Origin of the sequence: Mycetocola lacteus, from assembly GCF_003667575.1 — a bacterium.
Lineage (GTDB): Bacteria > Actinomycetota > Actinomycetes > Actinomycetales > Microbacteriaceae > Mycetocola > Mycetocola lacteus.
This window is the reverse complement of record NZ_RCUY01000002.1, coordinates 41,490-67,080: the sequence shown is the minus strand read 5'-3', so window position 1 is coordinate 67,080 and position 25,591 is coordinate 41,490. Positions and strand designations below refer to the sequence as shown.

Sequence of the window (25,591 nt, the reverse complement as noted above, 5' to 3'; positions counted from 1 at the left end):
CCGGTGAGGTGCGCGCTGGCCTGTGGGCGAGCGAGGCGAATGCTGTAGGTGTTAGTTGCCGGTCGAGGACGAGGCCGAGGGGCTCGGGACCGGGGTGATGGTCTCGTACTCCTTGAGTACCGGGTCGAGGACCGGAACGCGGGCCTCACCGGCGGTCTCGTTGCCGTACTGGAACGACATGGCGGCGTCGGCGCCGGCCGGGGTCGTGAAGTCCTGCAGGGTGATGCCGGGCTTGCCGTCGGCACCAAAGGTGGTCATCCCGGTAGCGTCGATCTCGACGGAGGTGCGTCCGCCGGGGTATTCGATGTTCAGGGTCTGAGCCTTGTCACCGGTGTTCACCACGGTGACGGCCAGCACGGCCTCGGTCTTCGAGTGGGAGATCACCAGGGCGTTACGCACGTCGAGGGTTCCGACGTTTGCGGAAACGCCATCGCTCGCGTCGTAGTGCTTCAGCGTCGCCTGCGGGGCGATCAGGTTGCAACCGGCGGTGCCGACAAGAACGGTAGCCGCGAGTACGGCCGAGGTGATGAAACGCGTCTTCACTGGTCCTCCAAGAACACGACGGTGGCAGGCGAGCGGGATTGCCCGCGTGCAGGGGCTGGACCGTCCTAGTCTAGCGTGCGGATAAAGGGTGTGTTGACCGCGCAGATAATAACGTATCTTCACTGTGCTAAACTGAAAAACGCTGAAGGGACACCGATTCATGATTTTTGAGGTTGGCGAGACCGTCGTTTACCCCCACCACGGGGCTGCCGAAATTACCGAGGTAAAGACCCGGTTGATTAAGGGCGTCGAGAAAACATATCTGAAACTGCGGGTGACCCAGGGCGACCTGGTTATCGAGGTTCCGGCAGACAATGTGGACCTTGTTGGGGTCCGCGATGTGATCGGCAAGGAGGGGCTGGAGCGCGTGTTCGACGTGCTGCGTGCACCCTTCACCGAGGAACCCACCAACTGGTCGCGCCGGTACAAGGCCAACCTTGAAAAGCTCGCCTCCGGCGATGTGATCAAGGTGAGCGAGGTTGTTCGTGACCTCTGGCGCCGAGACCAGGACCGTGGACTCTCCGCCGGAGAGAAGCGCATGCTGGCAAAGGCCCGGCAGATCCTGATCTCCGAGCTGGCCCTGGCCGAGAAGACCGATGAGGACAAGGCGTCGCTGGTCCTCGATGAGGTACTGGCTTCCTAGTAGGTCTTGAGACCTCCTCTGGAGGTTGGGCTTGCTAGCCACTCACGGGTTCACCCCCGAATAACGCACTTCGAAACGGGCGGATGCTGATGCATCTGCCCGTTTTGCGTTTCCTCGGAGGCCCGGCCTGTACGCTCGTTGTATGAGTGTGAACCCCGCCGTCGCCGTGATCGTTGTAGCCGCCGGAAGTGGAACCCGCCTCGGCGGAGATATCCCCAAGGCTTTCCGTGAGGTGGCCGGCGTGCCGATCCTCGAGCACGCGCTGCGCGGCGTTTTTGGCATGCGTCGTGAGGCACAGGTGATCGTGGTTGCTCCCGAGGCGTTCCGCGGGGACGCCGAACTTATCCTGGGCCACGCGGCCGGAGATGCCGCCGAGTACGCCTCGGTGGTGACCGGCGGGGCGACCCGACAGGCCTCGGTCGCCGCGGGAATCGCGGTGCTGGCCGACTCGGTGCGCATCGTCCTGGTGCACGACGCGGCCCGGGCGCTGACCCCCTCCACGCAGTTTGACGACGTGGTGGACTCGGTGGCCGCGGGCGGCCGCGGAATTGTTCCGGGCCTGGCGGTGGCCGACACCATCAAGCGGGTGGATGACGAGGAGCGCATCGTCGAGACCGTGGACCGTGACGAGCTGCGGGCGATGCAGACTCCCCAGGGGTTCCCGCGCCACGCGCTGGCTCAGGGCTACGCGGACGCCGAGGAGGAGTACACCGACGACGCGGCGCTGTTTGCGGCCACCGGCGGATCTGTCGCGGTGATCCCCGGAGATGCCCGCGCCTTCAAGATCACCACCCCGTGGGACCTCAACCGTGCCGAACACCTGCTGCGCCCCGAGGGCGGCGAGCGGATCCGCGTGGGGGTTGGGGTGGACGTGCACGCCTACGATGACAACGCCGAACTGTGGCTCGCGGGCCTGCTCTGGCCGGGGGAGGCCGGGCTCGCCGGTCACTCGGATGGCGATGCGGTGGCCCACGCGATCACCGACGCACTGCTGGGTGCCGCCGGACTCGGCGACATCGGCACGATGTTCGGGACCGATGACCCCCGGTTTGCCCAGGCACGCGGCGAGGTCTTCCTGATCGCAACCCGGGAGCGGCTGATCCAGGCGGGCTTCGGGATCGAGAACGTCTCGGTCCAGATCATCGGCAACACCCCGCGCTTCACCCCGCGCCGGGCCGAGGCCGAAGCTCTGCTGAGCGGGCTGATCGGGGCCCCGGTGAGCCTCTCGGCCACCACGACCGACCGCCTAGGCTTCGCCGGTCGGGGCGAGGGCCTCACCGCCATCGCGACCGCGGCGCTGCGCCAGCGCCACTAGGGTCGAGTAACAAAAATGCCGGGCCCCGCGGGGTCCGGCATTTTTGTGTGGGGGAGACTAGCCCATCGTGTTGACGATCAGGCCGATGTGGGTGAAGAAGTTCATCGCGCCAAACAGCACAAACGCGATGCCCGCGAGACCCCAGACGATGCCCACAATCTTTTCAACGACACCGGGCAGGGTCTTGACCGAAAAGCTCTTCAGCGCGAACGGGAAGAGAACCGCGCCGAGGCCCACCAGGGCAAACAGACCGGACATGAAGATCGCCTCGATCATCGGATACTCGGCGAAGGCACCGGAGATGGGCTCCTCCGGCGGGGCGGCAAAGAGCTGGAAGATCACGCCGGCGAACGCGATCCCGAACAGGGCGAGGCCGAGGCCGACGATGAAGATGCCCAGCGGACGCGACACCTTCGCCACATACTGAGCGGGATCCGCTGCGTCGCGGATCGTCTTGCCACGCTTCCAGAGGAACAGCGAGGAGGCCAGGAGCAGCACGCCGAGACCGAGGCTGGTCTCACCGAAGATGATGTTGTCAAAGGGGAAGTACTTGGCAAAGGGCCAGGTGAGGGTCATGTGCAGGCCGGTGGCGGTCAGGATGAAGCCGAGCACACCCGAGGCGAGTGCCCATCCCTCGGGGACAAACTCGGTGTCCTTCTTGCGCAGCTCGCGGGCGAGCAGGACCAGCAGCAGCAGTCCGGCGCCGGCGGCGATCGACATGATCGTGTTGTAGGTGGGCATCTGGGTCCAGTCGATGACCAGACCCTCGGTTTTGATGGGGGACATGAGGTTTCCTTCTATGCATGTGTATATGCTGTGTATACGGCAGTATAAACCCGGTCTGTGCGGATTCCTAGGGGGAGCAAGCCGGTAATCTGGGGAGATGACTACGCCGACCACCCAGCAGCGCCGAGAGCTCATGGTGGCCGCCGCCGCGACGCTGCTGATTGCCGAGGGCCCGCGCGCGATTACGCACCGCCGGGTCGCCGATGCCGCGGGGATCCCCGCGGGGTCTGCCAACTACCTGTTTGCCACCCGGCGTGAGCTCTACGCCGCCGCGGTCACCTCGGCCGAAAATGTTCGCGTCACCGCCGCCACCCGGGTGGCCGAGGCGTTGCCGCGGTCCGAGCGCGACGCGGTGGCGACCGCCTCGCTGCTGCTGGAAACCTGGTACGCGCCGCAGACCGATCCCAACCTGGTTCGGGTGCGACTTGAACCCATGCTGGAGGCCGGGGCCGATCCCGAGCTGCGCGAGATCATGGCCGTGTCCCGCCCGCGTCTGCTGGCCGCGCTGGAAACCGTGCTGGATCGCTGCGGGTTTGGTGGCGTGGGGGAGACCGAGATGATCGCCCAGATGCTCGATGCGAGCCTGCTCTATGCGGTGGGTGCGGGGGAAGCCGACCCCAGGCTCGCGGCCGCGCGGCAGGTTGCCCGGCTCCTCGACCTCCTGAAGCGAGTTCCGCGAGGGTAGCCCGCGCGCACAAAATACATCTGACAACCGGTATTTTTTGAGTAAACACGGTGTCTGAGCGAGAAAATCTCGTGTCACACACCGGCCGCGGCGCGCCGTCGGGCCTCGCCCCTTGTACTCTTATATACGTGGCCCTACACCTGTACGACTCCAAATCCCAAGACCTGCGCGAATTTACCCCGATTATTCCGGGCCAGGTAGGACTCTACGTTTGTGGACCCACCGTGCAGTCCTCCCCGCATATCGGGCACCTGCGTTCGGCGCTGGTCTACGATCAGCTGCGTCGCTGGTTTGAGTACTCGGGCTACCGGGTCACCCTGGTACGCAACGTCACGGACATCGATGACAAGGTGCTGCTCAACGCCACCGAGGATGAGCCGTGGTGGGCGCTGGCCTACCGGATGGAGCTGGAATTCACCGAGGGCTACCGTGCACTCGGCGTTCTGCCGCCCACCTACGAGCCGCGGGCAACCGCGAGCATCCAGCAGATGCAGCAGATCATCACCAGCCTGATCGAGCGCGGTCACGCCTACCCGGCCGCCGATGGCTCGGGGGATGTGTACTTCGACGTGCGCAGCTGGTCGCGCTATGGCGAACTGACCCGGCAGAGCATCGACGCGATGGAGGACGCCACCGACGCCGATCCGCGCGGCAAGAACGATCCCCGCGACTTTGCCCTGTGGAAGGGACGCAAGGATGGCGAGCCCTCCTCGGCCGTCTGGGACAGCCCGTGGGGTGCCGGACGCCCCGGCTGGCACATCGAGTGCTCGGCCATGTCCAGCCGCTACCTCGGCGAGAACTTCGACATCCACGGTGGGGGCCTCGACCTGCGCTTCCCGCACCACGAGAACGAGCTGGCTCAGTCCAGCGCCGCCGGTCACGGCTTCGCAAACTACTGGGTACACAACGGCCTGGTGAACGTGGGCGGACAGAAGATGTCCAAGTCGCTCGGCAACTCGCTGTTCGCCGCCGACCTGCTCGCCCAAGCGCGACCGCTCGTGCTGCGCTACTTCCTGGGACAGGCACACTACCGTTCCACCATTGATTTCCACGACGGAGCCCTGGCCGAGGCCGAGGCTGCCCTGGATCGGATCGAAAGCTTCCTCGAGCGCGTCGATCGTCGCCTGGCCGATACCCGATTCGCCGGCACCCAGACCGAGGAGCTTCCCGCCGAGTTCATCGCCGCCATGGACGATGACCTGGCGATCCCGCAGGCCCTCGCGGTCCTGCACGACACCATTCGCGGCGGCAACGCGGCGATTGACGGAGACGATCTTGCGGCCGCGGCCGCCGCCTTTGGACAGGTCATCGCGATGACCAACGTCCTCGGCATCAACCCACTTTCGGCAACCTGGCAGCAGGCCGGCGACCAGGCGGCCCAGGCCGTGCTCGCGCCGCTTGTAGACCGGCTGCTGGGGCATCGCGAACAGGCCCGGACCAGCCGGGACTTCGCCACCGCAGACCAAATTCGTGATGACCTCCAGGCTGCGGGTATCACGATTGACGACACCCCCACCGGGGCACATTGGAGTATTGATGGCTAACAACAACGGGCGTCCCGGCGCCATTCGTAAGGGTAAGAAGGGCCCCGCAAAGGGCACCGGCGGACTCGGACGCAAGTCCCTCGAGGGCAAGGGCCCGACCCCCAAGGCCGAGGACCGGACCTACCACGTCGCCGGCAAGCGCAAGATTGCTCGCGAGCGTCTGGAGGCCGCCCGCGGTGGTCGCGGACCCGCGCAGTCGCGCGGCGGAGACCAGCCCGCCCAGGCTCCGCAGCAGCGCCGCCCCAAGCAGCGCACCGCGGATGAGTCGGAGATCGTCACCGGTCGTAATGCGGTGCTTGAGGCGCTGCGGGCAAAGATCCCCGCAACCACCCTCTACATCGCCTCGCGGATCGAGTATGACGAGCGCGTCAAGGAGATCGTGACCATCGCGACCGGCCGTGGCATCCCGATCCTCGAGGTCATGCGCCCGGAGCTTGACCGCATGGTGAGTTTCGACTCGGTGCACCAGGGCCTGGCGCTCAAGGTGCCGCCGTACCGCTACGAGCACCCCGAGGACCTGCTGCAGAAGACCATCTCGCGCGCCCAGGTGCCGCTGATCGTCGCGCTGGATGGAATCACGGACCCGCGTAACCTCGGGGCGATCCTGCGTTCGACCGCCGCGTTTGGTGGTCACGGCGTGATCGTTCCGCAGCGCCGCTCGGTGGGCATGACCGCCTCGGCCTGGCGAACCTCCGCCGGTGCCGCCGCGCGTACCCCCGTGGCTATGGCCGCGAACCTCACTCAGACCATCAAGGCGTATAAGGCCGCGGGTGTCTTCGTGATCGGTCTCGACGGTGGTGGCGACACCATGCTGCCGGGCCTGGAACTGGCCGACCGTCCGCTGCTGATCGTTGTCGGTAGCGAGGGCAAGGGCCTCTCGCGTCTGGTGACCGAGGCCTGCGACGCGATCGTCTCGATCCCGATCTCCGCCGCAACCGAGTCGCTCAACGCCGGTATCGCCGCCTCGGTGACCCTGTACGAGATCTCGCGTCTGCGTGCCGAGGGCAAGGCTGCCAAGTAGGTTTTGATGCGTCCAGCATGCCCTTCCGGTTCAACCGGGAGGGCATGCTGAGTTTTAGCTGTGAAGAACCGGTAGGCTTGTGTGATGCGTCGAAACGAATTTTGGTGAGCACATGCAGGACATGGAACTGATTTCGCAGCCCCGGCCCCGCGTGAAATGGATCGACGCTACACGCGGGATTGCCGTTGTTGCGGTGGTTCTGATGCACTATCTTTCCTGGCTCGTGGACCCGTCCGGACTGAACGAGGGTCGTGCTCTCGCCGGCTGGAGCGAATTTGTGGCCGCCATGGCTCCGCTACGGATGCCGCTGCTTTTTCTGATTTCTGGCATCGTTGCCGCCTCGGCTCTGCGTGCGCCCACGCGCCGCCCGGGCCTGCGTCGGGTGTATTCCTCGCTGTATCTGGTCCTAGTTTGGACAGTCCTGTACAACATCGTGGGTTATCTGATCCCCGGAGATCTTCCCGGGCCGGCGACGTCCCTGCGGGAGTTCGTGCTTCAGATGCTGTTTCCGTCCACAATCCTGTGGTTCATCTATACCCTGGGAGCTTCGGCACTGCTGATTGTCCTGTTGCGTCGCGCCCCGGCCTGGACCGTGCTGACGCTGTTCTTTGCGATCGGCGTGGCCGCTCGGGTGTTTCAGGATGACCTTGACAACCTGGCTTGGCGGGCAATGGTCTGCGCGTTCTTCTTTGCCCTGGGCGTCTACGGTAAAGAGACGCTGCTGGAGCTGGTGGCGCGACCGTGGCCGTGGCCCCGCGCGGTGGTGTATTGGTTAGCGTTCCTAGGTGCCGGGGTGACCTCGGCCTGGACTGCGTTTTCCCCGCTTACCGAACACGTCAATTGGGTCGTCAGTGCAGCCGTGCTCTCCCTTGCGGTGATGCTTGTCATCGCGCAGCTCTGCCGAATACAGTGGATCGCTCGTGCCCTGGGCGGGCTCGGTCAAAAGACCCTTCCCATATTCATTCTTCATCTTCCGATCGCGTGGACGATCGTGGCAATTCCCGCGCTCCATGAGTTTTTCTTCCTCCCACTGCTACGCCCGATCTGGCCCTTGATGGGTACCATCTATCTGGTGGCAAGCTCCCTTTTGGCGTATTGGCTAATGATGAAGACGCCGCTTCGTGTGCTCTTCGCGCTGCCACCCCGGTGGTTCCCGATCACCGCCGAGGAGAAACCGACGGGCCCGACCAGGGCGCCCGCAACCCGCGCCGAGGCGCGAGCACAGGAACGCTCGCGGAAGCACTGAGACGGAAAAACCCGCCCGGTTTCCCGGACGGGTTTGTTCTCGATTAGACCAGATCGCGCCAGTCGGCGGTGGGCTCGCCATCATCGTCCACCGCATCGAGCGGCAGGTCGAGGGCTTCGGTGGGCGGAGCGATGACGGTGGCCTCGTCGCGGCGGTGGCGCAGCACGTCGTTGATGTAGGAGCTCAGCGCCTCGGCCAGCGGCACATCGGCGTCGCGGGCTTCGGAGAGGCGATAGCGGTGCTCCAGGAGCTGGTGGAATACCTCGGCCGGCTCGAGCTTGCCCTTGAGCTCGCGCGGGATGGCCTTCACGACGGGCTCGAACACGCGGATCAGCCACTCGTGGGCCACGACCTCCTCGTCCATGTCCTGCTTACCGTTGGCAGCAATGTAGGAGTCAAGGTCGTTCAGCAGCCGGCGGGCCTGGTTCTCGCCGGTGTCGAGACCGGTGAGGCGCAGCAGACGGCGCTGGTGGTGTCCGGCGTCCACAACCTTGGGCTGGATGCGCACGGTGGTGCCACCCTCGGCGGTCTTGATTGCCAACTCCTCGATGTCGAAGCCCAGATCGTTCAGGCGCTCAACCCGCGAGCGGATCCGCCAGCGCTCATGCGAGGAGAAGGACTCGGAGCCGGTGAGCTCGGTCCACAGCTGACGGTAGGCGGCGACGATTCCGTTGGAGAGCTCCACCGGGTCGAGGTCCTCGTCGGCGCGGCCACCGGCGGCGAGGTCCATCAGCTCACCGGCGATGTTCACGCGGGCGATCTCCAGGTCGTTCTCGCGCTGGCCGCGCGACAGACCACCCGGGTAGAGCTTGCCGGTCTCGGCGTCCACCAGATAGGCGGCAAACGCGCCGGCGTCGCGGCGGAAGAGGGTGTTGGACAGCGACACGTCGCCCCAGAAGAAGCCGACGATGTGCAGGCGTACCAGGAGCACCGCGAGGGCGTCCACGAGACGCGTGGCGGTGTCCGGGCGCAGCTGCTGCGAGAACAGCGCGCGATAGGGCAGCGAGAAGCGCAGGTGACGGGTCACCAGCACCGAGGGCAGCTCATCGCCGTTCTCGGTGCCGCGTCCGGTGATCACCGCGAGGGGATCCACACACGGGATATCCAGGCGCTGCAGGGTGCGCAGCATGTCATACTCGCCCCGCGCCATCTCGGCGGTGGTTTCCTTCACGGCCACCACATAGCCGGAAAGGTTGGCAAAGCGCACCAGGTGGCGCGAAATACCCTTGGGCAGCGAGGCGATGCTCTCGCTCGGCCAGTCCGCCAGGGGGAGTTCCCAGGGCAGGTCCAGCAGCGCCGGATCCGCGGTGGCCGAGGTGATGTTTAGCGAGCCGCTCATGCGTTCCCTCTCTTTCCGGTTACCCGGGATAACACTTCGGCCCACACCGAGGGTGTGGGCCGAAGCTAAACAAACTCTATTTCGAGCGTACCGGAGGTCACGAGACTACCGGCTGAATATCCGCCCGGGAAGGTGACCTAAATTACAGGGTCACCGGCTTCGAGAGGCGCAGGCCCGACTCGACATCGAACACGTGCAGGTGGTTCGGCAGAACCTCCAGGCGCACGGTCTCGCCGGCGTAGGGGTGGATGCGGCCGTCGACGCGGGCCACCAGATCGGTGCGGACACCGTTGATGTCTGCGTGACCGTAGAGGTAACCGTCGGCGCCGAGCTCCTCGACCAGGTCCACGGTCACGGCCAGGCCGGCGTTGGGGTCCTCGGTGACGCGGATGTCTTCGGGGCGCACACCGATGGTTGCGTTGGCCGCGGTGGTCTGGGCGAGGGTCTCGCGCTCCACCGGCACAACCGACTGACCGAACTGCACGCCGCCGTCGGCCAGGCCGACCTGCAGCAGGTTCATCGCGGGGGAGCCGATGAAGCCGGCCACGAAGACGTTCTCGGGACGCTCGTACAGGTCGCGCGGGGTTCCGACCTGCTGGAGCAGACCGTCCTTCAGTACGGCGATACGGTCACCCATGGTGAGCGCCTCGGTCTGGTCGTGGGTCACGTAGACGGTGGTGACGCCCAGGCGACGCTGCAGCGACGCGATCTGGGTACGGGTCTGGACGCGCAGCTTGGCGTCCAGGTTCGACAGCGGCTCATCCATCAGGAACACCTGGGGCTGACGCACGATGGCGCGACCCATGGCCACACGCTGACGCTGACCACCCGAGAGGGCCTTGGGCTTGCGGGTCAGGTAGTCCTCGAGGTCCAGCAGCTTGGCGGCCTCAAGCACGCGGGCGGCACGCTCGTCCTTGCTGACACCGGCGATCTTCAGGGCGAAGCCCATGTTCTCGGCCACGGTCATGTGCGGGTACAGCGCGTAGTTCTGGAAGACCATGGCGATGTCACGGTCCTTCGGCGGGATGTCGGTCACATCGCGGTCGCCAATGAGGATGCGTCCGTCGTTGACCTCTTCGAGGCCGGCGAGCATACGCAGGGAGGTGGACTTACCACAACCGGACGGGCCAACCAGAACGAGGAATTCGCCATCTGCGACCTCAAGGTTGAGCTTGTCAACGGCGGCGCGGGTGCCTCCGGGGTACATACGAGTTGCGTTATCAAAAGTGACCGAAGCCATTTTCTCTTCTCCTTCACCGGCAGGTACGTGCCGGACGATCCGTTGTGATGGAACCCCGTTCTTAACAGCTCGGGGTGTGACGCCAGTGTCACGTTTTTTAGTATGGCACGCCCGGGCGTGGTTTCGGAACGTCTGCGCCGGGATTGGGAAAACGTCCCCTCAACGGGGACGCGTTTGGGCTATTTTCAGATGCGCTGGGTAAACTCGGAGTTCGCGTGTCGTCTAATTCCGATGTAGACACGCATTGAGCGAGGACGAATGACTAACGACGCAGACCCGAAGTCGCCCCGGAACCGATCGGTCCGACAGGCCGCGCGTGAGCGCGCCACCGAACTGCGCAGCGCCCAGCGCCGCAAGGATATTCTGGGGCGTGTGCTCCTGATCGGTGCCGGCGTGATCGTGGTCGGAGCCATCGTGGTGGGTGTTGTCATGTCGCTGCGCACCACCGAGCCTTCCGCGACCACGACCCCCGCAAACATGATCAGCGGCGGTATCGTGGTGGGGGCTGAGCTGAAGGCCGTTCGCACGGATTCTCAGCCGATCGCAGACCCGGCTAAGCCCACCGAGATCAACCCGGCGGTGCCCAACATTCGTATCTACGCCGACTACATCGCCTCGGACATGGGCGCCTTCCAGAAGGCCAACGCCGAGATGCTGGAAACCCTGGTCAAGGACGGCGCGATCACCGTCGAGTATCACCCGATTGCACCGCTGGCCAGTAAGTCGGCCGGTAGCCAGTACTCCGTACGGGCCGCAAATGCCGCCGCCTGTGTCGCAAACTTCGCTCCCGATCAGTTCTTCGCCTTCAACGCGGCGATGTATAAGGACCAGCCCACCGAGGGCACCACCGGTCGTAGCGATGATGACCTGGTGAAGCTGGCCAAGGACGCCAAGGTATCGGACGCGAGCTCGATCGAGGAGTGCATCACCAAGCAGACCTATAAGGGCTGGGTGAGCAGTGTCACCGATACCGCGATGAATGAGCCGGTGCCGAACTCGAAGCTCGACAAGGTGGTGACCATGCCCACCGTTCTGGTGAACGAGAAGGTGTACACCGGTGAGCTGACCAGTTCCAAGGAGTTCCGCGCGTTTGTGCTGTCGATCGCCAGCGAAACTCAGAACAAGGCGAGCGTTTCACCCACACCGTCAGCCGACCCCGCCGATCCCACTGATGGGGCAACCCCCGGCGAATAGATTCACCACCGGTGCGTGGAGTTGCACCGCGCGCGATTGGGTGCCCTAGAATAATGGGGTGCCTGATCCGCACCCGCCGTTTTAGCTCAGTTGGCAGAGCGCCGCACTTGTAATGCGAAGGTCGCGAGTTCGATTCTCGCAAACGGCTCCATCACCCCCCCCGGTCCCCGTGCCCATCGGCACGGTGCGGCCGGGGGTTTTGCGTGGGATCGCGTCACCGTCTGAGTCGTGGCGGTTTGCGACGCAGCGGCTTGTCGCCAAGAAACAGCGTGTGATACCAGCGTCGTCGGCGAGCTGGCCAGAGCTCCGAGGCGAGGTCAATGACCCACTCGGGTGAGGCGATGCCCTGTGCCTGCTCGGCTCGAAACCGAATGTTCGCGGCGTAGACACGCTCGTTGCGGCGGAAGCCCCAGGGGAAGGCGGCTGTAGTCGTTGGTCATGGTTTCCTACTCTACTTATCGATGTTCCTCGGGTTCGTGCATGTGAGTAAAGCTGGTGTCCGACTTCTGTCCACGTGGAGAACGCATGTGTTCCACGGCGGCATCCTGCGAGAAAACCGCCGAGGCCGCGAGAAGTAACCGGCTGCCGTCGATTCCACCCAGGCGTGAGCTCACCATCTCGGTGAGGATGCCCAGCGCGGTTTCTCGTTCGGCGCTCTCCTCGCGCCAAAGTAGTGGGTGAGTCCCCACTCGACTCGCTGCCACCAGATGTCCTCGCGCTGTGGAGGAGGGGCGAAGCGGTCGATCGCAGGATCGCGCACCGCGACCCAAGAAAATTTCGATTGGGCTATGGACACGGGACCTAAATGAGGTATGTTGATGACGTGAACATACCTCCGGAAAGTCGGGGGCACCCGGAATCGCGTAGGGGAATCGTGATTCTGGCACCGCCAATGAGGGCGGTGATTGGTGCGCCCGGGGGAGGGAAACTCACACCCGCATCACGTTTCGTCATTGACCTGCAAAGGAGCAACGCCCATGAAAAAACGTTCCCTCTCCCTCCTCGCCGCCACGGCCATCGTGGCCCTGCTTGCCGGATGCTCCGGTGGGGCAAGCGCCGAAGAGGATAAGGGTCTCGGCACCGCCGATAAGCCCGTGACCATCAAGTTTTGGCACCCCACGCAGTACGCCCCGCAGATCGTTGAGGCCTTCGAAAAGTCTCATCCGAATATCAAGGTCAAGCTGACCGTGGTCCCCTCCAACCAGCCCGATATCGCCGCCAAGCTGATCGCCGCCGTCCAGGCCGGAGACGCCCCCGATGTGATCAAGGCCGAGTATCAGATGCTGCCCTACCTGGTCTCCCAGGGGGCCGTGGCCCCGCTGGAAAACCTGAAGATCGATGAGGGTAACTACCGCGAATCCGTGCGCGGCCTGGTGCACTTCGGCGACAAGGATTACGGCGCACCCGAGGACTTCACCCCGATGATGTTCTTCTACCGCGCCGACCTGTTTGACCAGCTGGGACTGACCGTCCCGACCACGTGGGACGAGTATGAGGCGCTCGCCCGCAAGGTCAAGGAGGTTGCCCCGGACAAGGTGCTCGGAAACTACAACTACGACTCCAACGACCTGGCCGGATGGTCGGCTCAGGCCGGTGCCGACTGGTGGAAGGCCGACGGCGAGAAGTGGACCGTGGGCATCGATGACCCGGCCACCCTGAAGGCCGCCAACTTCCGCTCCAAGCTCATCAAGGAGGGCCTAATCTCCACCGAGACCGGCCCCGGCGTCAACAACATGCTCGCCGACGGGACGATCCTCTCCTGGAACGCCGGCGCCTGGGCACCCGGCACCATCATGAACGCCAACCCGCAGCTGGATGGTAAGTGGCGTGCGGCACCGATGCCGGTGTGGAACGAGGGTGATACCGAGACCGCGGTGTCCGGTGGATCGGCGATCATCCTGGTCAAGAACACCAAGGTGCGTCAGGCCGCCGAGACCTTCATCGAGTGGTTCACCGACTCCGAGGAGGGCATCCTCACCCGCTGGAAGTACTCCAACAACCTCTCCGGCAGCGACCGCCTGGACAACTCCAAGGAGATCCTGGAGATGCGCCCGAGCCCGATCGATCCGGCCCAGGACTACCTCAAGCTGGTGGCCAGCCAGAAGGCCAAGACGTTCTCCAACTGGGGTCCCAACGCCCTGCTGATGCAGAGTACCTGGAAGGACATCGCGCCCAAGGCCGTGGCCGGGGAGCTGTCGATGGATGACGCCATCAAGAAGCTGCAAACCACCGTGGTGGACGATATGAAGCGCACGGGCTTCACGGTGACGGACTAGCCCCACATGTCTCAGTCAGTTCTCGAACAGGCCGGCCCCGCCCGGACGCGACGCTCGCTCGCGCCCGGTCGGGCCCCGGCCGGCCCGGGCCGCCCGAAGAAGGGCCGCCACCGCCTCGCCCCGTACCTGTTTATCGCACCGGGGATCACCCTCTTCACCCTGTTCCTGCTGATCCCGATCGGCTACTCGGTCTACCTCAGCTTCTTCTCCAATAAGGTCTCCTCGGGCATCATCGGTGCCTCCGAACGGGCCTCGGTATTTGTCGGGTTCGACAACTTCGCGGCGATCCTCGAGGGCTCGGTGTTCTGGTCGGGCCTGGCCCGCGCCGGATACTACGGCCTGCTGGTGATCCCGATCACCCTCGGCCTGGCGCTGGTCTTCGCCCTGGCGCTGGATGTGGGCGTCTCCAAACTACGTACCGTTTCCAAAACGATTATCTTCATCCCCTATGCGGTGCCCGGCGTGATCGCCACGCTCATGTGGGGCTACATGTACCACGAGCGCACCAGCCCGTTCGGTGACATCTTCACCTTCTTCGGTTTCCCCACCCCGGACTTCCTCGGGGACTCGCTGGTGTTCTACTCGATCGTGAACATCGCCGTCTGGGGAGGTATCGGCTTCAACATGATCATCCTGCACACCGCGCTCAGCGGGATCCCACGGGAGATCTACGAGGCGGCCCGGATCGACGGGGCCAGCGAGCTGCGGATCGCGATCCAGGTCAAGCTGCCGCTCGTGGTGCCCTCGATGATCTTCACCCTGCTGTTTGGTGTGATCGGCGCGGTTCAGGTGTACGCCGAACCGCAGACCATGAAAACCATGTCCCCCTCCATCACCTCCGGCTGGGTGCCGCTGATGGAGATCCAGCGCCTGGCCTTTGAGCAGGGCGAAACCAACATGGCCGCGGCCGGGGCGATCATCATCGCGCTGATCGCTTTTGGACTCTCGCTGCTGGTCTTCCGGCTGGCCGGTAAGAAGGGATCGGGCGACTGATGACCACGATCGATAAAACCCCGGTTCCTGTCGCCGCCGCGCTGCCCGCGAGCGAGCGTCCGCCGCAGGAGATCAAGCGCGAACGCGCCCGGGCCAAGCGTAAGGCGCTCGGTGCGATTCCCTCGGCGATCCTGATCATCGGCTCGCTGTACTGCTTTATCCCGCTGTTCTGGCTGGTGAGTGCCTCGACCAAGGGGCGCGATACCCTCTTCACCACCAACACGTTTATCCCCGATGGGATCGACGGGTTCTTCCGCAACGTCGCCCAGCTGGGCAACTATCAGGACGGCGCGTTCTGGACGTGGATGGGTAACTCGGTCATCTACGCCGGCGGAGGCGCCGCCCTCTCGGTGCTGGTCTCGGCGGCGTTCGGCTACGGCCTGGCGATGTATGAGTTCCGCGGCAAGCAGGTCGCCTTCGGCCTGGTGCTCACCGGCATGCTGCTGCCCGGCGTGGTGGTGGCGATCCCGCAGTATCTGCTGATGGCCCAGCTTGAGCTCACCAACACGTACTTCGCGATCCTGTTCCCGGTTATGGTCAGCCCGTTTGGGATGTGGCTGTGCCGCGTGTTTGCAGCTTCCTCGGTACCACGGGAGCTGCTGGATGCCGGACGCGTGGACGGGGCCAGCGAGTTTCGAATCTTCTCGGCGATTGGGCTGCGTTTGATGGCGCCCGGCCTGCTCACCGTGTTCCTGTTGCAGTTCGTGGGAATCTGGAATAACTTCCTGCTGCCGTTCATCATGCTGAGCGACAACACCAAGTACCCCCTCTCCCTCGGCCTCTACAGCATGATGCGCGGTAGTGATACCGAGGAGGCCATCATCCCGACCCTGGTGATTTCCGGATCACTCGTGGCCACCATTCCGCTGATCATCATCTTTATCTGGCTGCAGAAGTACATGCGTATCAACTTCGGCGGCGGACTGAAAGGCTAATCATGACAACCGAACCCACCAAGCGGGTTACCTTCCCGCAGGCCCGCGGCCTGGCCCTCGGCGCAACCTCGCTGATCCATCATGCCGACCCGCAGGCCAACAGCGACGACCTGGTGGATGCCGCCTGGGATGCGGGAATCCGCTACTTCGACACCGCCCCGATGTATGGTGGCGGTGCCTCGGAGAAGCTGTTTGGCCCCTCGCTGACCCGCTATCCCCGCGAGGAGTATGTGCTCTCCTCGAAGGTGGGCCGCCTGGTGCGCGAGGGCGAACCGGTCCTCGAACACGAGGATGCGCTGTGGCGCTACGACTTCTCGGCCGACGGGATTCGCCGCTCGGTGGATGCCTCACTCGCCCGGCTGGGCGTGGACCGGTTGGACATCGCGTATATCCACGATCCCGATCGCTTCTATGACCAGGCCTCCACCGAGTCCTATGCGGCCCTCCAGGAGCTGCGCGCCGAGGGCGTGATCGGTGCCATCGGCGTCGGCATCACCCAGGCACCGATGCTCGCCCGGTTCCTGCGCGAAATCGAGCTGGACGCCGCGCTGCTCGCCGGACGCTTCTCGCTGGTGGACTCCGAGGCGCTGGACGAGGTGATCCCGCTGGTGCGGGAGCAGGGCGTGACCCTGAGCATCGCCTCGACCCTGCACGCGGGCCTGGTGGATGGCAAGGACTCCGGTCACTTCCACTATCAGCCCACCCCGCCCGAGATCGTCGAGCGGGTCGCCGCGATTCACGCACTGAGTGAGCGCTACGGCGTGCCCATCGGTGCGGTGGCCATTCAGTATGTGCTGGGCTATCCCGAGGTGGACATGATCCTCACCGGGGTGGCCGACCGCGGCCAGCTGAACCAGAACCTGTCCTGGGCCAGCTGGGAGATCCCCACCGAGCTGTGGGCGGAGCTGGATGCCTCCGGCCTGGTTTCGGCCCCGATTCCCACCACCCTGCTGCACCCCTAACCCCACCCGAGAAAGGGAAACATCATGGCAAAAATCACCATCCTGACCGGCTCCGGTCAGTACCAGGACCGCTGGCACGATTTCACCGCGACGGGCTTCCGCGTCGCCCAGGTATTGCAGGAGGCCGGGCACGAGGTTGTGCTGCGTGCGCTCAAACCGCAGGGCATCCTCGAGGAGCTGGAGGACACCGACCTGCTGGTGGTCAACTCGGGCTTTGGCGAGTACACCGAGGTCTCCGACGGTCCGCGCGAGGAGTGGGACGAGGCGTTTGCCGCGCTGCGTGCCTACCGTGCCCGCAAGGCACCGATCCTCGCGCTGCACGCCGCCTCGAACAGCCTCGACGGGCTGGATGAGTGGCACCAGTGGATCGGCGGCGAGTGGGTGCGGGGGACCTCGATGCACCCGCCGATCGGCGTCTCGCACGTGCAGGTGTCGGATGCGGATCACCCCATCACCGCGGGCTTTGCCGACTTCCACCCCTATGACGAGATGTACAGCTACCTGGAGGCATACCCGGGCAGCCGTGTTCTGCTGACCCACGACTATGCCGACCTGACCCACGCACTGGTCTGGACCACCGAGCAGGACGGTGCCCGCACCGTTTATGACGCGCTGGGCCACGGCGTGCAGGCGTTCGACACCCCGGAACGGCACGAGCTGCTGCGCCGCGAGGTGGATTGGCTGCTGGCAGAGTGACCTCAAAAAACGAGGCGATTGATTCCCTGGAATCGGTTGGAACGGGGGCGCTGCCGCAGGTAGCGCCCCCGCGCATGACCGGGGAGGTTCAACGCGGGAAGCTCGCGCTGATGTCGGTGACTCACGTGGTCAACGATTTCTACGCGGGGGCGGTGCCGGCGCTGATCCCGTTTATGGTGCTGGAGCGCAACTATACCTACGCCGCCGCCAGCGCAATCATGCTCGCCGCCAACCTGCTGGGCAGCGTGCTCCAGCCCGCATTTGGGCTGCTGGTGGATCGCTGGCGGATTCCCTGGCTCGCGGTGGTGGGCTTCCTGATCGCCGGCGTCGGCGTCGGTATCTCGGGGCTCACCCAGGACCTGCTGCTGACCTGTCTCGCGGTCGCCGGCACCGGTCTCGGGGTCGCCGCCTACCATCCCTCGGCCACGCGTCAGGCGAAGGCGGCCTCGGGTCCGCGCACCAGTGGGCTCGCGGTCTTCTCGGTCGGTGGAAATATCGGCATGGCGCTGGCACCGCTTGCGGTGTCGCTGGTGATCGGAAACCTGGGCCTCGCGGCCACCCCGCTGCTCGCGCTCCCGGCCGTGGCTCTGGCGCTGCTGATGTCGATCTGGCGCGGTATCGAACGAGCAAAGCGTGCGCGCTCGGGTGTTGCCGTTCCGGCTCCGACGAAGCCCGCACGGCAGGGCAAGGATGACTGGCGAGCATTCGGCTGGTTCTCGGCGATGGTGATCCTGTCCTCGGCGGGATCGGCCGGAATTCAAGCCTTCCTCGCCCTGTTCCTGATTAGCGAGTTCGGGGTCAGTACCGAGTTCGGGGCCGGAAGCCTGACCCTGTTCACCGGGATGGGTGTGCTGGGAACCCTGGCCGGCGGCTGGCTTGCCGACCGGATCGGCCATATTCTCACCCTGCGCCTGGGCTACCTGATCGGCCCGCTGGCGCTCGGGGTCATGCTGCTTGCGCCGGGCACGGTGGTCGCGCTGATCGCGATTGCGGTGCTCGGGTTTGCCGCCTTCATCCCGTTCTCGGTGCAGGTTGCGCTGGGGATGAAGTACCTGCCGAATCGGATCGGAACCTCAAGCGGACTCACCCTGGGCCTCGGGGCCACGGTGGGTGGGCTGTTCGCGCCGGTGTACGGCATCCTCGCGGATGGGCACGGTCTGCGGTTTGCGCTCACCGTGGGCCTGGGAGTCAAGGTCCTCGCACTGGCGATGACCTTCCTGCTCAAAAAACCCGACGAAGCCTAGGCCGAAACGCGGTCGCGCCGTCATGTTCCCGAATCGGAATATGACGGCGCGACCGGTTAACGCGGCTCGGCGGCCGGCGCAGTTGGGTTGGCCGGTGTGTGCGGGGTAACCGGGTTCGCCGTGGTGTCCGTGCCCGCCGGCTGTCCGCCGATCACGCCGAGCGGATCGGCCAGGAGCCGACGGAAGCCCAGGTCCGCCGCACCGAGCAGGAGCAGGTCGGGCCCGAGTGCTGGGGTGCCGAGCTCCACCCGCTGGCGCATGCTGTCGAAGCTGGAGATTACGCAGTAGCTCGCGAGGGCGTCGGGGTCGTAGGCCAGCAGGTGGCTGAAGAATCCATCAAACAGGATCAGCTCGGGATCGTAGGCGATGACGGCGGCTCGCAGGGCCGCACCGGTCCGAGACAGGTAGCTTTCCAGGCGTTCATGCGGGGACTGCGGCGGCTCGGGGAGTACCGGATCGTCATCGTGTGGAGGCGCGTAGACAGTGCGCGGGGAGCGGTCCTCGGCGGCTTCGGGCGGCAGCTCGGGCAGGGCACCGATCTCGCCGAGGGCCTGCAGGATGTCGTACTGGGTAACCTCTACTTGGAAGCAGCCGCGGGCGCCGCACCAGCAGCGTCCGCCGCCGGGCCGCACGGTGGCGTGGGCGAAGGAGGCGGCGATACCGGTGTTGCCGGTGAGGAGGTGCCCTCCCACTAGCACCGCGGTGCCGATCCCGCCGGGGCCGCCGTAGAAGTAGACAACGTTTTTTCGATCCAGCCCGGCACCCCAGATGCTCTCGGCCAGTACACCCAGGTGCCCGTCATAGCGGGTTTCGGCGGGGATTCCGGTGGCCTCGGTGAGGTAGCGGGCAAACGGCTCGGCATCCCATCCCAGCGACGACGCGCTTACAAACTCGTGGTTGTCTCCGGTCACAAACCCCGGGGTGGCCACGCCGATCCCCACCAGGACGGCCCCGGCGGGCAGCTCCTGCCGAGCCTCGGCGATCGTGGTGGCCACGATATCCGCGGTGTCGCGTGCGGACACGTTGCGGGGGAGGGGGACCGCCCGACGCCAGACAATCTTCGCCCCGAGGGTCGCCAGGGCCACGGTGATCCCGTTGGCATCGCGCATCACCGCAACGCTCAGCACGTCGGGGCGCGGCTGTACCATCGGGGAGGGACGCCCCGAGCGGTTATTGGCTAGCGGCTCGCTCTCAAAGCACAGCCCGAGGGTCTCCAGCTCGGCCACCAGGCCCTTGATCGAGGACCGGCTCAGCCCGGATGCCCGGGTAATCTCGGTGCGCGAAAGCTGCCGACGACGATGGATGATCTCCAGGACCGCGGCGAGGTTGTGACGACGCATACCGTCGGCGTTGGCGGCAGGGCGTGTGGATGTCATCTCGGGTTCCCTTCTCGGGTTGATCCCATCGTGCCAGAACGCTCGGTGGATCGGGCGACGACTGTCCGTACGGCGCTGCGCTCGCTCGCCACGAGCCAGATTTGCGACCGAACACTCCCCAGATTGGGGGTCTTTTCTCATCAAAGTTGCAAAAACCCCTCTGGGCATTTTCCCAGAAAAGGTGTTATTCATTAGGCTGCTTATGTGAGTGCCCATTGCGCAGGGCCTCAAACTCCCCCAGATGTGCGCGAGAGCGCTGCGCGACAAAGGAATTTCACATGCCCGTTTGGCCTCCTCGATTCCCCGCTCGACGGTGGGAACAGGTGTATCGTCGACGGTTGATGGTTTCCGACACCCTGAGTGTCTTGGTCGCCGTCTTCGGGAGCCAGTGGATTCGTTTCGGAACCGAGGCGGAGTCCCTCGCGATCGACCCAGATCCCCGGTACATCGCGTTTACGATTTCCTACACGGTGTTTTCGGTTGTGCTTGCCCTGGTGTGGCTGTTTGCACTATCCCTGTTTGGAACCCGCCGCGCGTCCATTATCGGGACGGGCACCGTGGAGTATAAGCAGATCGTTGATGCGACGATTCGAGTGTTCGGGGTTCTCGCGATCATCTGCTATCTGGGCAAAGTAGAACTGGGGCGTGGGTATTTTCTTCTTGCCCTCCCGTTCGGCCTCCTACTGCTCCTCGGGACGCGCTGGGCTTGGCGAACCTGGGTGGGATACAAGCGTAAGAGTGGCTGGTATTTCAACCGGACCCTCCTGATCGGTGAGCAGCACCAGACCCAACATGTCGCGGCTCAGATCCTGCGTGCCCCGGCATCGGGACTCGCCCCTGTGGCGGCGATAACCTCGGATGGCTTGGGACAGCAGAATATTGCGCCGGGTATCGCGGTGGCGGGTGGCCTGGACGATATCGAACGCGTTCTCGATGAGGAGGCGATTGAGACCGTGGTGTACACAGGTTCGGACCAGATGAGCCCCGACGCTCTGAGGCAGCTCGGTTGGCAGCTTGAAAGTCGAGGCATTCACCTGGTGGTAGCCCCCGCCCTGACCGATATCGCAGGACCGCGTATTCGTGCGCGTCCGGTTGCGGGCCTGCCCCTGATCAGTGTCGATATTCCCGAGTTTGAAGGGCGAAAGTACTCCTCCAAGCGCGCGCTGGATATCCTCGGTTCCGGATTTGGCATCCTCCTGCTCTCTCCGATTTTCCTCCTGTTTGCGATTCTGATTAAGAGGGATTCGCGCGGGCCGGTGTTCTTCCGGCAGAAGCGGGTGGGACTGAACGGACGCGACTTCTACATGGTGAAGTTCCGCTCGATGGTGGTGGACGCTGAGGACCGTCTGGATGCACTGCGACACCAGTCTCAGGGCAATGAAATCCTGTTCAAGATGAAGAGCGATCCTCGAATCACCAAGCTCGGCGCGTTTATGCGCCGCTATAGTATCGACGAGCTGCCACAGCTGATCAACGTCTTCCGCGGCGACATGTCCCTGGTGGGTCCGCGGCCGCCACTGCGCAGCGAGGTTGACCAGTATGAGGACGCCGCACACCGCCGCTTCCTGGTGAAGCCCGGCATGACCGGTCTCTGGCAGGTCAGCGGTCGCAGCGACCTCTCCTGGGAAGACAGCCTGCGTCTAGACCTCTACTACGTAGAGAACTGGTCCATGACCGGTGACTTCATCATCCTCTGGCGCACCGTGCGTGCGGTAATGGGCAGCAGCGGCGCCTACTAGTTTGACCCCGTAATTTTTATGCAGAATCGAAGTGAATCCATGGCTCCGTCGTCAAAATCCGTTGTTGTGATCGGCACGCGCGGCTACCCCAGCTACTATGGCGGGTTTGAAACCGCCGTGCGCCGAATCGCTCCGTATCTGGCCGATGAGGGATGGGACGTCACCGTGTATGGGCGTACCGGGTCGACCCGGGATGAGGATCCGGGGCGTGACCCGCGTGTGCACACGGTGGTGACCGGTGGCATCGAGAAGAAGTCGCTCAGCACGCTCACCTACGGTTTGACCGCCTGCTGGCATGCCGCCTGGCACAAGCCGGATGTGGCCCTGGTGATGAACGTGGCCAACGGATTCTGGCTGCCGCTGCTGCGGATGCGTGGAATCAAGACCCTGGTGAACGTGGATGGTATCGAATGGGACCGCCAGAAATGGGGTCGCCTGGCCAAGCTCACCTTCCGGATCGGTGCCAAGCTCACTGCCCGTTGGGGTAACCGCATGGTCTACGACGCCGAGGCGATTGCCGAACGCTGGAAGCGTGACTTCGGGGTTGACGGGGTATTCATCCCCTATGGCGGGGATGAGCCGGCCGAGACGCTACCCGTGCCCGAGGGTCTGACCCGACGCGGCTACGTGTTGGTGGTGGCCCGTTTTGTTCCCGAGAACACCGTGGGTGAGTTCTTTGATGCGGTCGAGGCACTGGGGCAGAACCACGACGTGGTGATTGTGGGATCCAGCGGTTACGGTGGGGAACTCGACGAGCGCGCCGAAGACCTCGCGGCCCGCCTCCCGCGCGTGCAGTGGCTGGGACATGTGAGTGACGATGCCAAGCTGCACGCACTCTGGCAGCACGCCGGCGTGTACTTCCACGGACACAGCGTGGGTGGCACCAACCCGGCTCTGGTCCAGGCGATGGCCTGCGGTGCCCCCACCGTGGCCCGTGACACCGTGTATAACCGTGAGGTGCTGGGTGAGGGTGCCGTATTGACGGCTCCCGAGCCTCAGGCGATCATCCAGGCGTGCGAACGCATGCTGGGTGATGCCGACCTCCAGGAGCACAGCGCCGCAACCGCGCTGGAGCGCAGTCGGGCCATCTACACATGGGATCGCGTGTGTGGGGCCTACGAGGAAAACCTCGCCGAGTTGGCTGGATAGGGGCCGATGGTGGCGCGCCGGAACACAGGGATCGTTTTTGTGCACTCGTCAAACGAGATGTACGGAGCCGACCGTATTCTGCTCCAGGTCTTGGAGTCTATTCCGCAGACCCGACACGGAGATATCACCGTGCTCGTTCCGGATGATGTCACCCCTGCAGAGCATAGTCTGGTGGCCGAATTAGAGTCCCGCAGCATCGCCTCTAGGGTAGGGCCGCTGCCCATCGTGCGAAGAAAGTACCTCACGCCGAGAGGGCTCATTGGTTTGCTGGAGCGTATGCGTCAGCTAGATAAAACACTGCGTGAGCTGTCTGCGGAGATTGTCTATGTGTCGACCTCGGCCGGGCTCCTCGCGGCACCGATCGCGAGAGCTCGAACAAAGGCCGTGATCATCTTGCATGTACAAGAGATTTGGGCCGGAGGAATGGGACTTCTCATGGGGGCTCTGTCACGGTATACGCACCACGTGGTTGCGATCTCTGAAGCGTCGAGGCGCTCATTAAAGCTTGTGAGGTCTGCGTCAGTCGAGGTCATATTGAACGCGGTCAACGATCCGATTAGTCCGAGACGGCAACCAGGGGCTGCAAACCTTCGCTTCTTGATGGCGAGCCGGTGGAATTCCTGGAAGGGTCACGGAACCCTATTGCACGCGTGGAAAGCTGCAAACGAACCCGGAGAGCTTGTTATTGCAGGTGGTCCACCGGAGCTAGGTACAGCGGTTGATGTGCCCAAGCTTGTACATGACCTGGGGATCGAGTCCAGTGTGCGAATTGTCGGTGAAACTTCTGATCTGACCGGACTGATCGACGAGGCACATTTTGTTTTGATGCCCTCGGACGAGCCTGAACCATTTGGTCTGGTTAGTATTGAAGCCTTCGCACGAGGTCGCGCGGTGATCGCAAGTCGGGCAGGGGGATTGGCTGACATCATCACGGACAAGGAGACCGGACGATTCTTTGAACGGATGAACGCTGATGAGCTCGCGACCGTTCTCGCGGAACTGAATGCAACCGATGCCGTCGAGATGGGAGCGCGGGCGCGATCTCAGTACGAAAGCGAATACACCCCTGAACGATTCGCTGAGCGTTTCCAACAGCTCTGGACTCGCGTTGGAATGCAGTAGCGACATGATGAGACCATCAAACGAGTTTTCGTTCTCTCAGATTCGAGAAAGCAGATGAACGCCGCAGTGGCAGACACAGGACACGGCGCTAAAGCGTTTGGCGGGGCTGTTTGGCTCGGTGCCTCGACCGGGTTGAACAGCCTACTGCAGTTTGCACAAATTGTGATTCTCGCTCGATTGTTAACCGGTACTGAAGTCGGCGTGGTCGCAATCCTCGTCATCGTGGTTTCGGTAATCGACATGTTCACCGATCTCGGTATGTCCAACGCTCTCATCCAGAAGAAGAACATCACACAGAGTGATGTGAGTTCCGTTTATTGGTTTAACGTGGGTGTTGGCTTTCTGCTTGCGGTGAGCGCCTTTTTCGCGGCCGCACCCCTGGCCGCGCTCTACAACGAGCCAGCCCTAGAAGGGGCCATCCGATGGATTTCTCTGGTATTCCTCATCTCACCTCACGGCCAAGTCTTCCGCGGACTCCTCGAGCGCGAACATCGTTTCCGGCCCGTGGGTGTATCGGAGGCCGCTTCGGGCATCACCGGGGTTATCCTGACCATCGTGGGAGCGCTGCTCGGATGGGGAGTGTTCTCCTACGTTCTGGGACGTGTTGCAAACGCTGCGGTTCGTACGGGTCTGCTTCAGCTCTTCGCTCGGTCGGCCCACCACCGTATTACGTTTGCCTTTCATCCACGTCGCGCGTTCTCGCTGCTTCGATTTGGCGCGATTCAAACCGTTGATGCGCTCGTGAGCTTCGTCCATAACAGCGTAGGGACCCTGGTTGTGGGGCGCATGGTTAGTGTGAGCCAGCTAGGCGGGTTCAACCTTGCATTCAATCTCGCGGTTAATCTCCCGGGGACGGTGAACGGTGTCTTCAGTCGGGCAGCTTTTCCCTCGCTGTCACGAATGCAAGACGACGAGGGGACTCTGGTCCGGGGATACCTGAAACTCTTGCGTGTCACCGGGTTCGTAAACTTTCCCGTTCTCGTGGGGCTCGCCCTGGTAGCTCAGGACCTTGTACCAGTGCTGTTTGGCGACCGCTGGACGTGGATCGTTCAGATCGTTCAAATCCTGGCAATCGGGGGATGCGTCAGAGCCTTGACCAGCCCGCTTTCATCTTTGTTCATGTCGGTGGGACGCCCCGAAGTCTCTCTGATCGTGAACGTTGTTCGCACTACTCTCGTATTGGGAGGCGTGCTGTTGACCGCGGCGACCGGAGGGACTGTGGCCGTTGCTCTGGTGGTTTCGGCGGGCGCCGCGGTGACTCTCCTGTTGAACATGGTGATTCTCAAGTGGCGGTTCAGAATTGGTTTTGGGATGTTCCTGATGGCGATTCTGCGTCCAACGCTCTTAGTCCTACCTATGGCGGTGAGCGTTTGGGGAGCCCATATTGTCATGAACGGCATGCAGTGGACCGCTCTGCTAGCGCTCGCTGTCGAAGTATTGGTTGGTGCGTTCGTCTTCGTGGGGACGGTGCTCCTAACCAAGGACTCGATCGGACAAGAGATTCTGCAGAATATTCGCCGAATAGCCGGCCGCTAACGACGCC

At 63.9% G+C, this 25,591-nt stretch carries 23 protein-coding genes and 1 tRNA gene; 18 read left to right on the top strand and 6 right to left on the bottom strand.

Going from position 1 to position 25,591, the window contains the following annotated elements:
- Positions 1-51 precede the first annotated feature (51 nt).
- Entirely contained in the window at positions 52-543 is a 492-nt protein-coding gene (locus D9V34_RS02445) for a hypothetical protein (protein WP_121687362.1), read from the bottom strand.
- Positions 544-703: 160 nt separating this feature from the next.
- On the opposite strand from D9V34_RS02445, the gene D9V34_RS02440 reads away from it, so the two are divergent.
- Together D9V34_RS02440 and ispD are read left to right on the top strand one after the other, a co-directional pair.
- Complete coding sequence (locus D9V34_RS02440) at positions 704-1,186, top strand: CarD family transcriptional regulator (RefSeq protein WP_030148214.1); 483 nt, start codon at positions 704-706, stop codon at positions 1,184-1,186.
- A 142-nt stretch (positions 1,187-1,328) separates the two neighbouring features.
- Entirely contained in the window at positions 1,329-2,501 is a 1,173-nt protein-coding gene (ispD, locus tag D9V34_RS02435) for a 2-C-methyl-D-erythritol 4-phosphate cytidylyltransferase (RefSeq protein WP_121687361.1), read from the top strand.
- Positions 2,502-2,558: 57 nt separating this feature from the next.
- On the opposite strand, the gene D9V34_RS02430 is transcribed toward ispD, so the two are convergent.
- A complete protein-coding gene (locus D9V34_RS02430) occupies positions 2,559-3,287 on the bottom strand; it encodes a DUF981 domain-containing protein (protein ID WP_121687360.1) in 729 nt (242 codons plus the stop codon).
- 97 nt (positions 3,288-3,384) lie between these two features.
- Between D9V34_RS02430 and D9V34_RS02425 the strand changes: the two genes are divergently transcribed.
- From D9V34_RS02425 to D9V34_RS02410, 4 genes are all read left to right on the top strand, one after another.
- Entirely contained in the window at positions 3,385-3,972 is a 588-nt protein-coding gene (locus D9V34_RS02425) for a TetR/AcrR family transcriptional regulator (protein WP_121687359.1), read from the top strand.
- A gap of 128 nt (positions 3,973-4,100) precedes the next feature.
- Positions 4,101-5,516, top strand: coding sequence for a cysteine--tRNA ligase (gene cysS / locus D9V34_RS02420; RefSeq protein WP_121687358.1), 1,416 nt, complete (start codon positions 4,101-4,103; stop codon positions 5,514-5,516).
- Complete coding sequence (rlmB, locus tag D9V34_RS02415; RefSeq protein WP_121687357.1) at positions 5,509-6,537, top strand: 23S rRNA (guanosine(2251)-2'-O)-methyltransferase RlmB; 1,029 nt, start codon at positions 5,509-5,511, stop codon at positions 6,535-6,537. Before cysS ends, rlmB begins: the two co-directional genes overlap by 8 nt.
- A 121-nt stretch (positions 6,538-6,658) precedes the next feature.
- Positions 6,659-7,783 (top strand): acyltransferase family protein, encoded by a 1,125-nt coding sequence (locus tag D9V34_RS02410; RefSeq protein WP_183091811.1) that lies wholly within the window; start codon positions 6,659-6,661, stop codon positions 7,781-7,783.
- 43 nt (positions 7,784-7,826) lie between these two features.
- Here D9V34_RS02410 and D9V34_RS02405 read toward each other — a convergent pair whose 3' ends face one another.
- The gene (locus D9V34_RS02405; protein WP_030148220.1) at positions 7,827-9,122 is read right to left on the bottom strand and encodes a DUF4032 domain-containing protein; all 1,296 of its coding nucleotides are present in this window, start codon (positions 9,120-9,122) and stop codon (positions 7,827-7,829) included.
- Positions 9,123-9,264: 142 nt separating this feature from the next.
- A complete protein-coding gene (locus D9V34_RS02400) occupies positions 9,265-10,362 on the bottom strand; it encodes an ABC transporter ATP-binding protein (RefSeq protein ID WP_121687355.1) in 1,098 nt (365 codons plus the stop codon).
- Between the two features lie 258 nt (positions 10,363-10,620).
- Between D9V34_RS02400 and D9V34_RS02395 the strand changes: the two genes are divergently transcribed.
- The gene (locus tag D9V34_RS02395) at positions 10,621-11,556 is read left to right on the top strand and encodes a DsbA family protein (protein WP_121687354.1); all 936 of its coding nucleotides are present in this window, start codon (positions 10,621-10,623) and stop codon (positions 11,554-11,556) included.
- Positions 11,557-11,631: 75 nt separating this feature from the next.
- Positions 11,632-11,707, top strand: a tRNA-Thr gene (locus tag D9V34_RS02390).
- Positions 11,708-12,011: 304 nt separating this feature from the next.
- Here the strand turns inward: D9V34_RS02390 and D9V34_RS02385 are convergent.
- On the bottom strand, positions 12,012-12,260 hold the full coding sequence (locus D9V34_RS02385; RefSeq protein WP_147441596.1) for a hypothetical protein: 249 nt from the start codon (positions 12,258-12,260) through the stop codon (positions 12,012-12,014).
- Between the two features lie 273 nt (positions 12,261-12,533).
- Between D9V34_RS02385 and D9V34_RS02380 the strand changes: the two genes are divergently transcribed.
- The 6 genes from D9V34_RS02380 to D9V34_RS02355 are packed head-to-tail and all read left to right on the top strand — an operon-like array spanning position 12,534 to position 18,662.
- On the top strand, positions 12,534-13,832 hold the full coding sequence (locus D9V34_RS02380; protein ID WP_121687352.1) for an ABC transporter substrate-binding protein: 1,299 nt from the start codon (positions 12,534-12,536) through the stop codon (positions 13,830-13,832).
- Between the two features lie 6 nt (positions 13,833-13,838).
- The gene (locus tag D9V34_RS02375; RefSeq protein ID WP_121687351.1) at positions 13,839-14,825 is read left to right on the top strand and encodes a carbohydrate ABC transporter permease; all 987 of its coding nucleotides are present in this window, start codon (positions 13,839-13,841) and stop codon (positions 14,823-14,825) included.
- Positions 14,825-15,760, top strand: a complete 936-nt coding sequence (locus D9V34_RS02370) for a carbohydrate ABC transporter permease (RefSeq protein WP_121687350.1) — start codon at positions 14,825-14,827, stop codon at positions 15,758-15,760. Before D9V34_RS02375 ends, D9V34_RS02370 begins: the two co-directional genes overlap by 1 nt.
- Positions 15,761-15,762: 2 nt before the next feature.
- Positions 15,763-16,722, top strand: coding sequence for an aldo/keto reductase (locus D9V34_RS02365; protein WP_121687349.1), 960 nt, complete (start codon positions 15,763-15,765; stop codon positions 16,720-16,722).
- Positions 16,723-16,746: 24 nt separating this feature from the next.
- Complete coding sequence (locus D9V34_RS02360) at positions 16,747-17,418, top strand: ThuA domain-containing protein (protein WP_121687348.1); 672 nt, start codon at positions 16,747-16,749, stop codon at positions 17,416-17,418.
- Entirely contained in the window at positions 17,415-18,662 is a 1,248-nt protein-coding gene (locus D9V34_RS02355) for an MFS transporter (protein WP_220700525.1), read from the top strand. Before D9V34_RS02360 ends, D9V34_RS02355 begins: the two co-directional genes overlap by 4 nt.
- 56 nt (positions 18,663-18,718) lie before the next feature.
- On the opposite strand, the gene D9V34_RS02350 is transcribed toward D9V34_RS02355, so the two are convergent.
- Positions 18,719-20,038 carry an ROK family transcriptional regulator gene (locus D9V34_RS02350; RefSeq protein WP_183091810.1) on the bottom strand — a complete coding sequence of 440 codons (1,320 nt, stop codon included), beginning with the start codon at positions 20,036-20,038 and terminating at the stop codon, positions 18,719-18,721.
- Between the two features lie 341 nt (positions 20,039-20,379).
- On the opposite strand from D9V34_RS02350, the gene D9V34_RS02345 reads away from it, so the two are divergent.
- From D9V34_RS02345 to D9V34_RS02330, 4 genes are read left to right on the top strand one after another with little or no spacing between them, the layout of a single operon-like run.
- Positions 20,380-21,777 (top strand): sugar transferase, encoded by a 1,398-nt coding sequence (locus D9V34_RS02345; RefSeq protein WP_245991836.1) that lies wholly within the window; start codon positions 20,380-20,382, stop codon positions 21,775-21,777.
- Positions 21,778-21,816: 39 nt separating this feature from the next.
- Entirely contained in the window at positions 21,817-22,926 is a 1,110-nt protein-coding gene (locus D9V34_RS02340) for a glycosyltransferase (RefSeq protein WP_121687345.1), read from the top strand.
- 39 nt (positions 22,927-22,965) lie between these two features.
- Complete coding sequence (locus tag D9V34_RS02335) at positions 22,966-24,048, top strand: glycosyltransferase family 4 protein (protein ID WP_183091809.1); 1,083 nt, start codon at positions 22,966-22,968, stop codon at positions 24,046-24,048.
- Positions 24,049-24,102: 54 nt separating this feature from the next.
- Positions 24,103-25,584 (top strand): MOP flippase family protein, encoded by a 1,482-nt coding sequence (locus D9V34_RS02330; RefSeq protein ID WP_121687343.1) that lies wholly within the window; start codon positions 24,103-24,105, stop codon positions 25,582-25,584.
- Positions 25,585-25,591: the final 7 nt, after the last annotated feature.

What these genes read in the sequence shown, in the direction of transcription:
- D9V34_RS02425 (WP_121687359.1), top strand. Translation starts at nt 3,385, where the DNA reads ATGACTACGCCGACCACCCAGCAGCGCCGAGAGCTCATGGTGGCCGCC.
- D9V34_RS02395 (WP_121687354.1), top strand. Translation starts at nt 10,621, where the DNA reads ATGACTAACGACGCAGACCCGAAGTCGCCCCGGAACCGATCGGTCCGA.
- D9V34_RS02330 (WP_121687343.1), top strand. Translation starts at nt 24,103, where the DNA reads ATGAACGCCGCAGTGGCAGACACAGGACACGGCGCTAAAGCGTTTGGC.
- D9V34_RS02360 (WP_121687348.1), top strand. Translation starts at nt 16,747, where the DNA reads ATGGCAAAAATCACCATCCTGACCGGCTCCGGTCAGTACCAGGACCGC.
- D9V34_RS02440 (WP_030148214.1), top strand. Translation starts at nt 704, where the DNA reads ATGATTTTTGAGGTTGGCGAGACCGTCGTTTACCCCCACCACGGGGCT.
- D9V34_RS02410 (WP_183091811.1), top strand. Translation starts at nt 6,659, where the DNA reads ATGGAACTGATTTCGCAGCCCCGGCCCCGCGTGAAATGGATCGACGCT.
- D9V34_RS02400 (WP_121687355.1), bottom strand. Translation starts at nt 10,362, where the DNA reads ATGGCTTCGGTCACTTTTGATAACGCAACTCGTATGTACCCCGGAGGC.
- D9V34_RS02365 (WP_121687349.1), top strand. Translation starts at nt 15,763, where the DNA reads ATGACAACCGAACCCACCAAGCGGGTTACCTTCCCGCAGGCCCGCGGC.
- D9V34_RS02370 (WP_121687350.1), top strand. Translation starts at nt 14,825, where the DNA reads ATGACCACGATCGATAAAACCCCGGTTCCTGTCGCCGCCGCGCTGCCC.
- D9V34_RS02430 (WP_121687360.1), bottom strand. Translation starts at nt 3,287, where the DNA reads ATGTCCCCCATCAAAACCGAGGGTCTGGTCATCGACTGGACCCAGATG.
- D9V34_RS02405 (WP_030148220.1), bottom strand. Translation starts at nt 9,122, where the DNA reads ATGAGCGGCTCGCTAAACATCACCTCGGCCACCGCGGATCCGGCGCTG.
- ispD (WP_121687361.1), top strand. Translation starts at nt 1,329, where the DNA reads ATGAGTGTGAACCCCGCCGTCGCCGTGATCGTTGTAGCCGCCGGAAGT.
- D9V34_RS02340 (WP_121687345.1), top strand. Translation starts at nt 21,817, where the DNA reads ATGGCTCCGTCGTCAAAATCCGTTGTTGTGATCGGCACGCGCGGCTAC.
- D9V34_RS02380 (WP_121687352.1), top strand. Translation starts at nt 12,534, where the DNA reads ATGAAAAAACGTTCCCTCTCCCTCCTCGCCGCCACGGCCATCGTGGCC.
- D9V34_RS02345 (WP_245991836.1), top strand. Translation starts at nt 20,380, where the DNA reads ATGGTTTCCGACACCCTGAGTGTCTTGGTCGCCGTCTTCGGGAGCCAG.
- D9V34_RS02350 (WP_183091810.1), bottom strand. Translation starts at nt 20,038, where the DNA reads ATGACATCCACACGCCCTGCCGCCAACGCCGACGGTATGCGTCGTCAC.
- rlmB (WP_121687357.1), top strand. Translation starts at nt 5,509, where the DNA reads ATGGCTAACAACAACGGGCGTCCCGGCGCCATTCGTAAGGGTAAGAAG.
- D9V34_RS02375 (WP_121687351.1), top strand. Translation starts at nt 13,839, where the DNA reads ATGTCTCAGTCAGTTCTCGAACAGGCCGGCCCCGCCCGGACGCGACGC.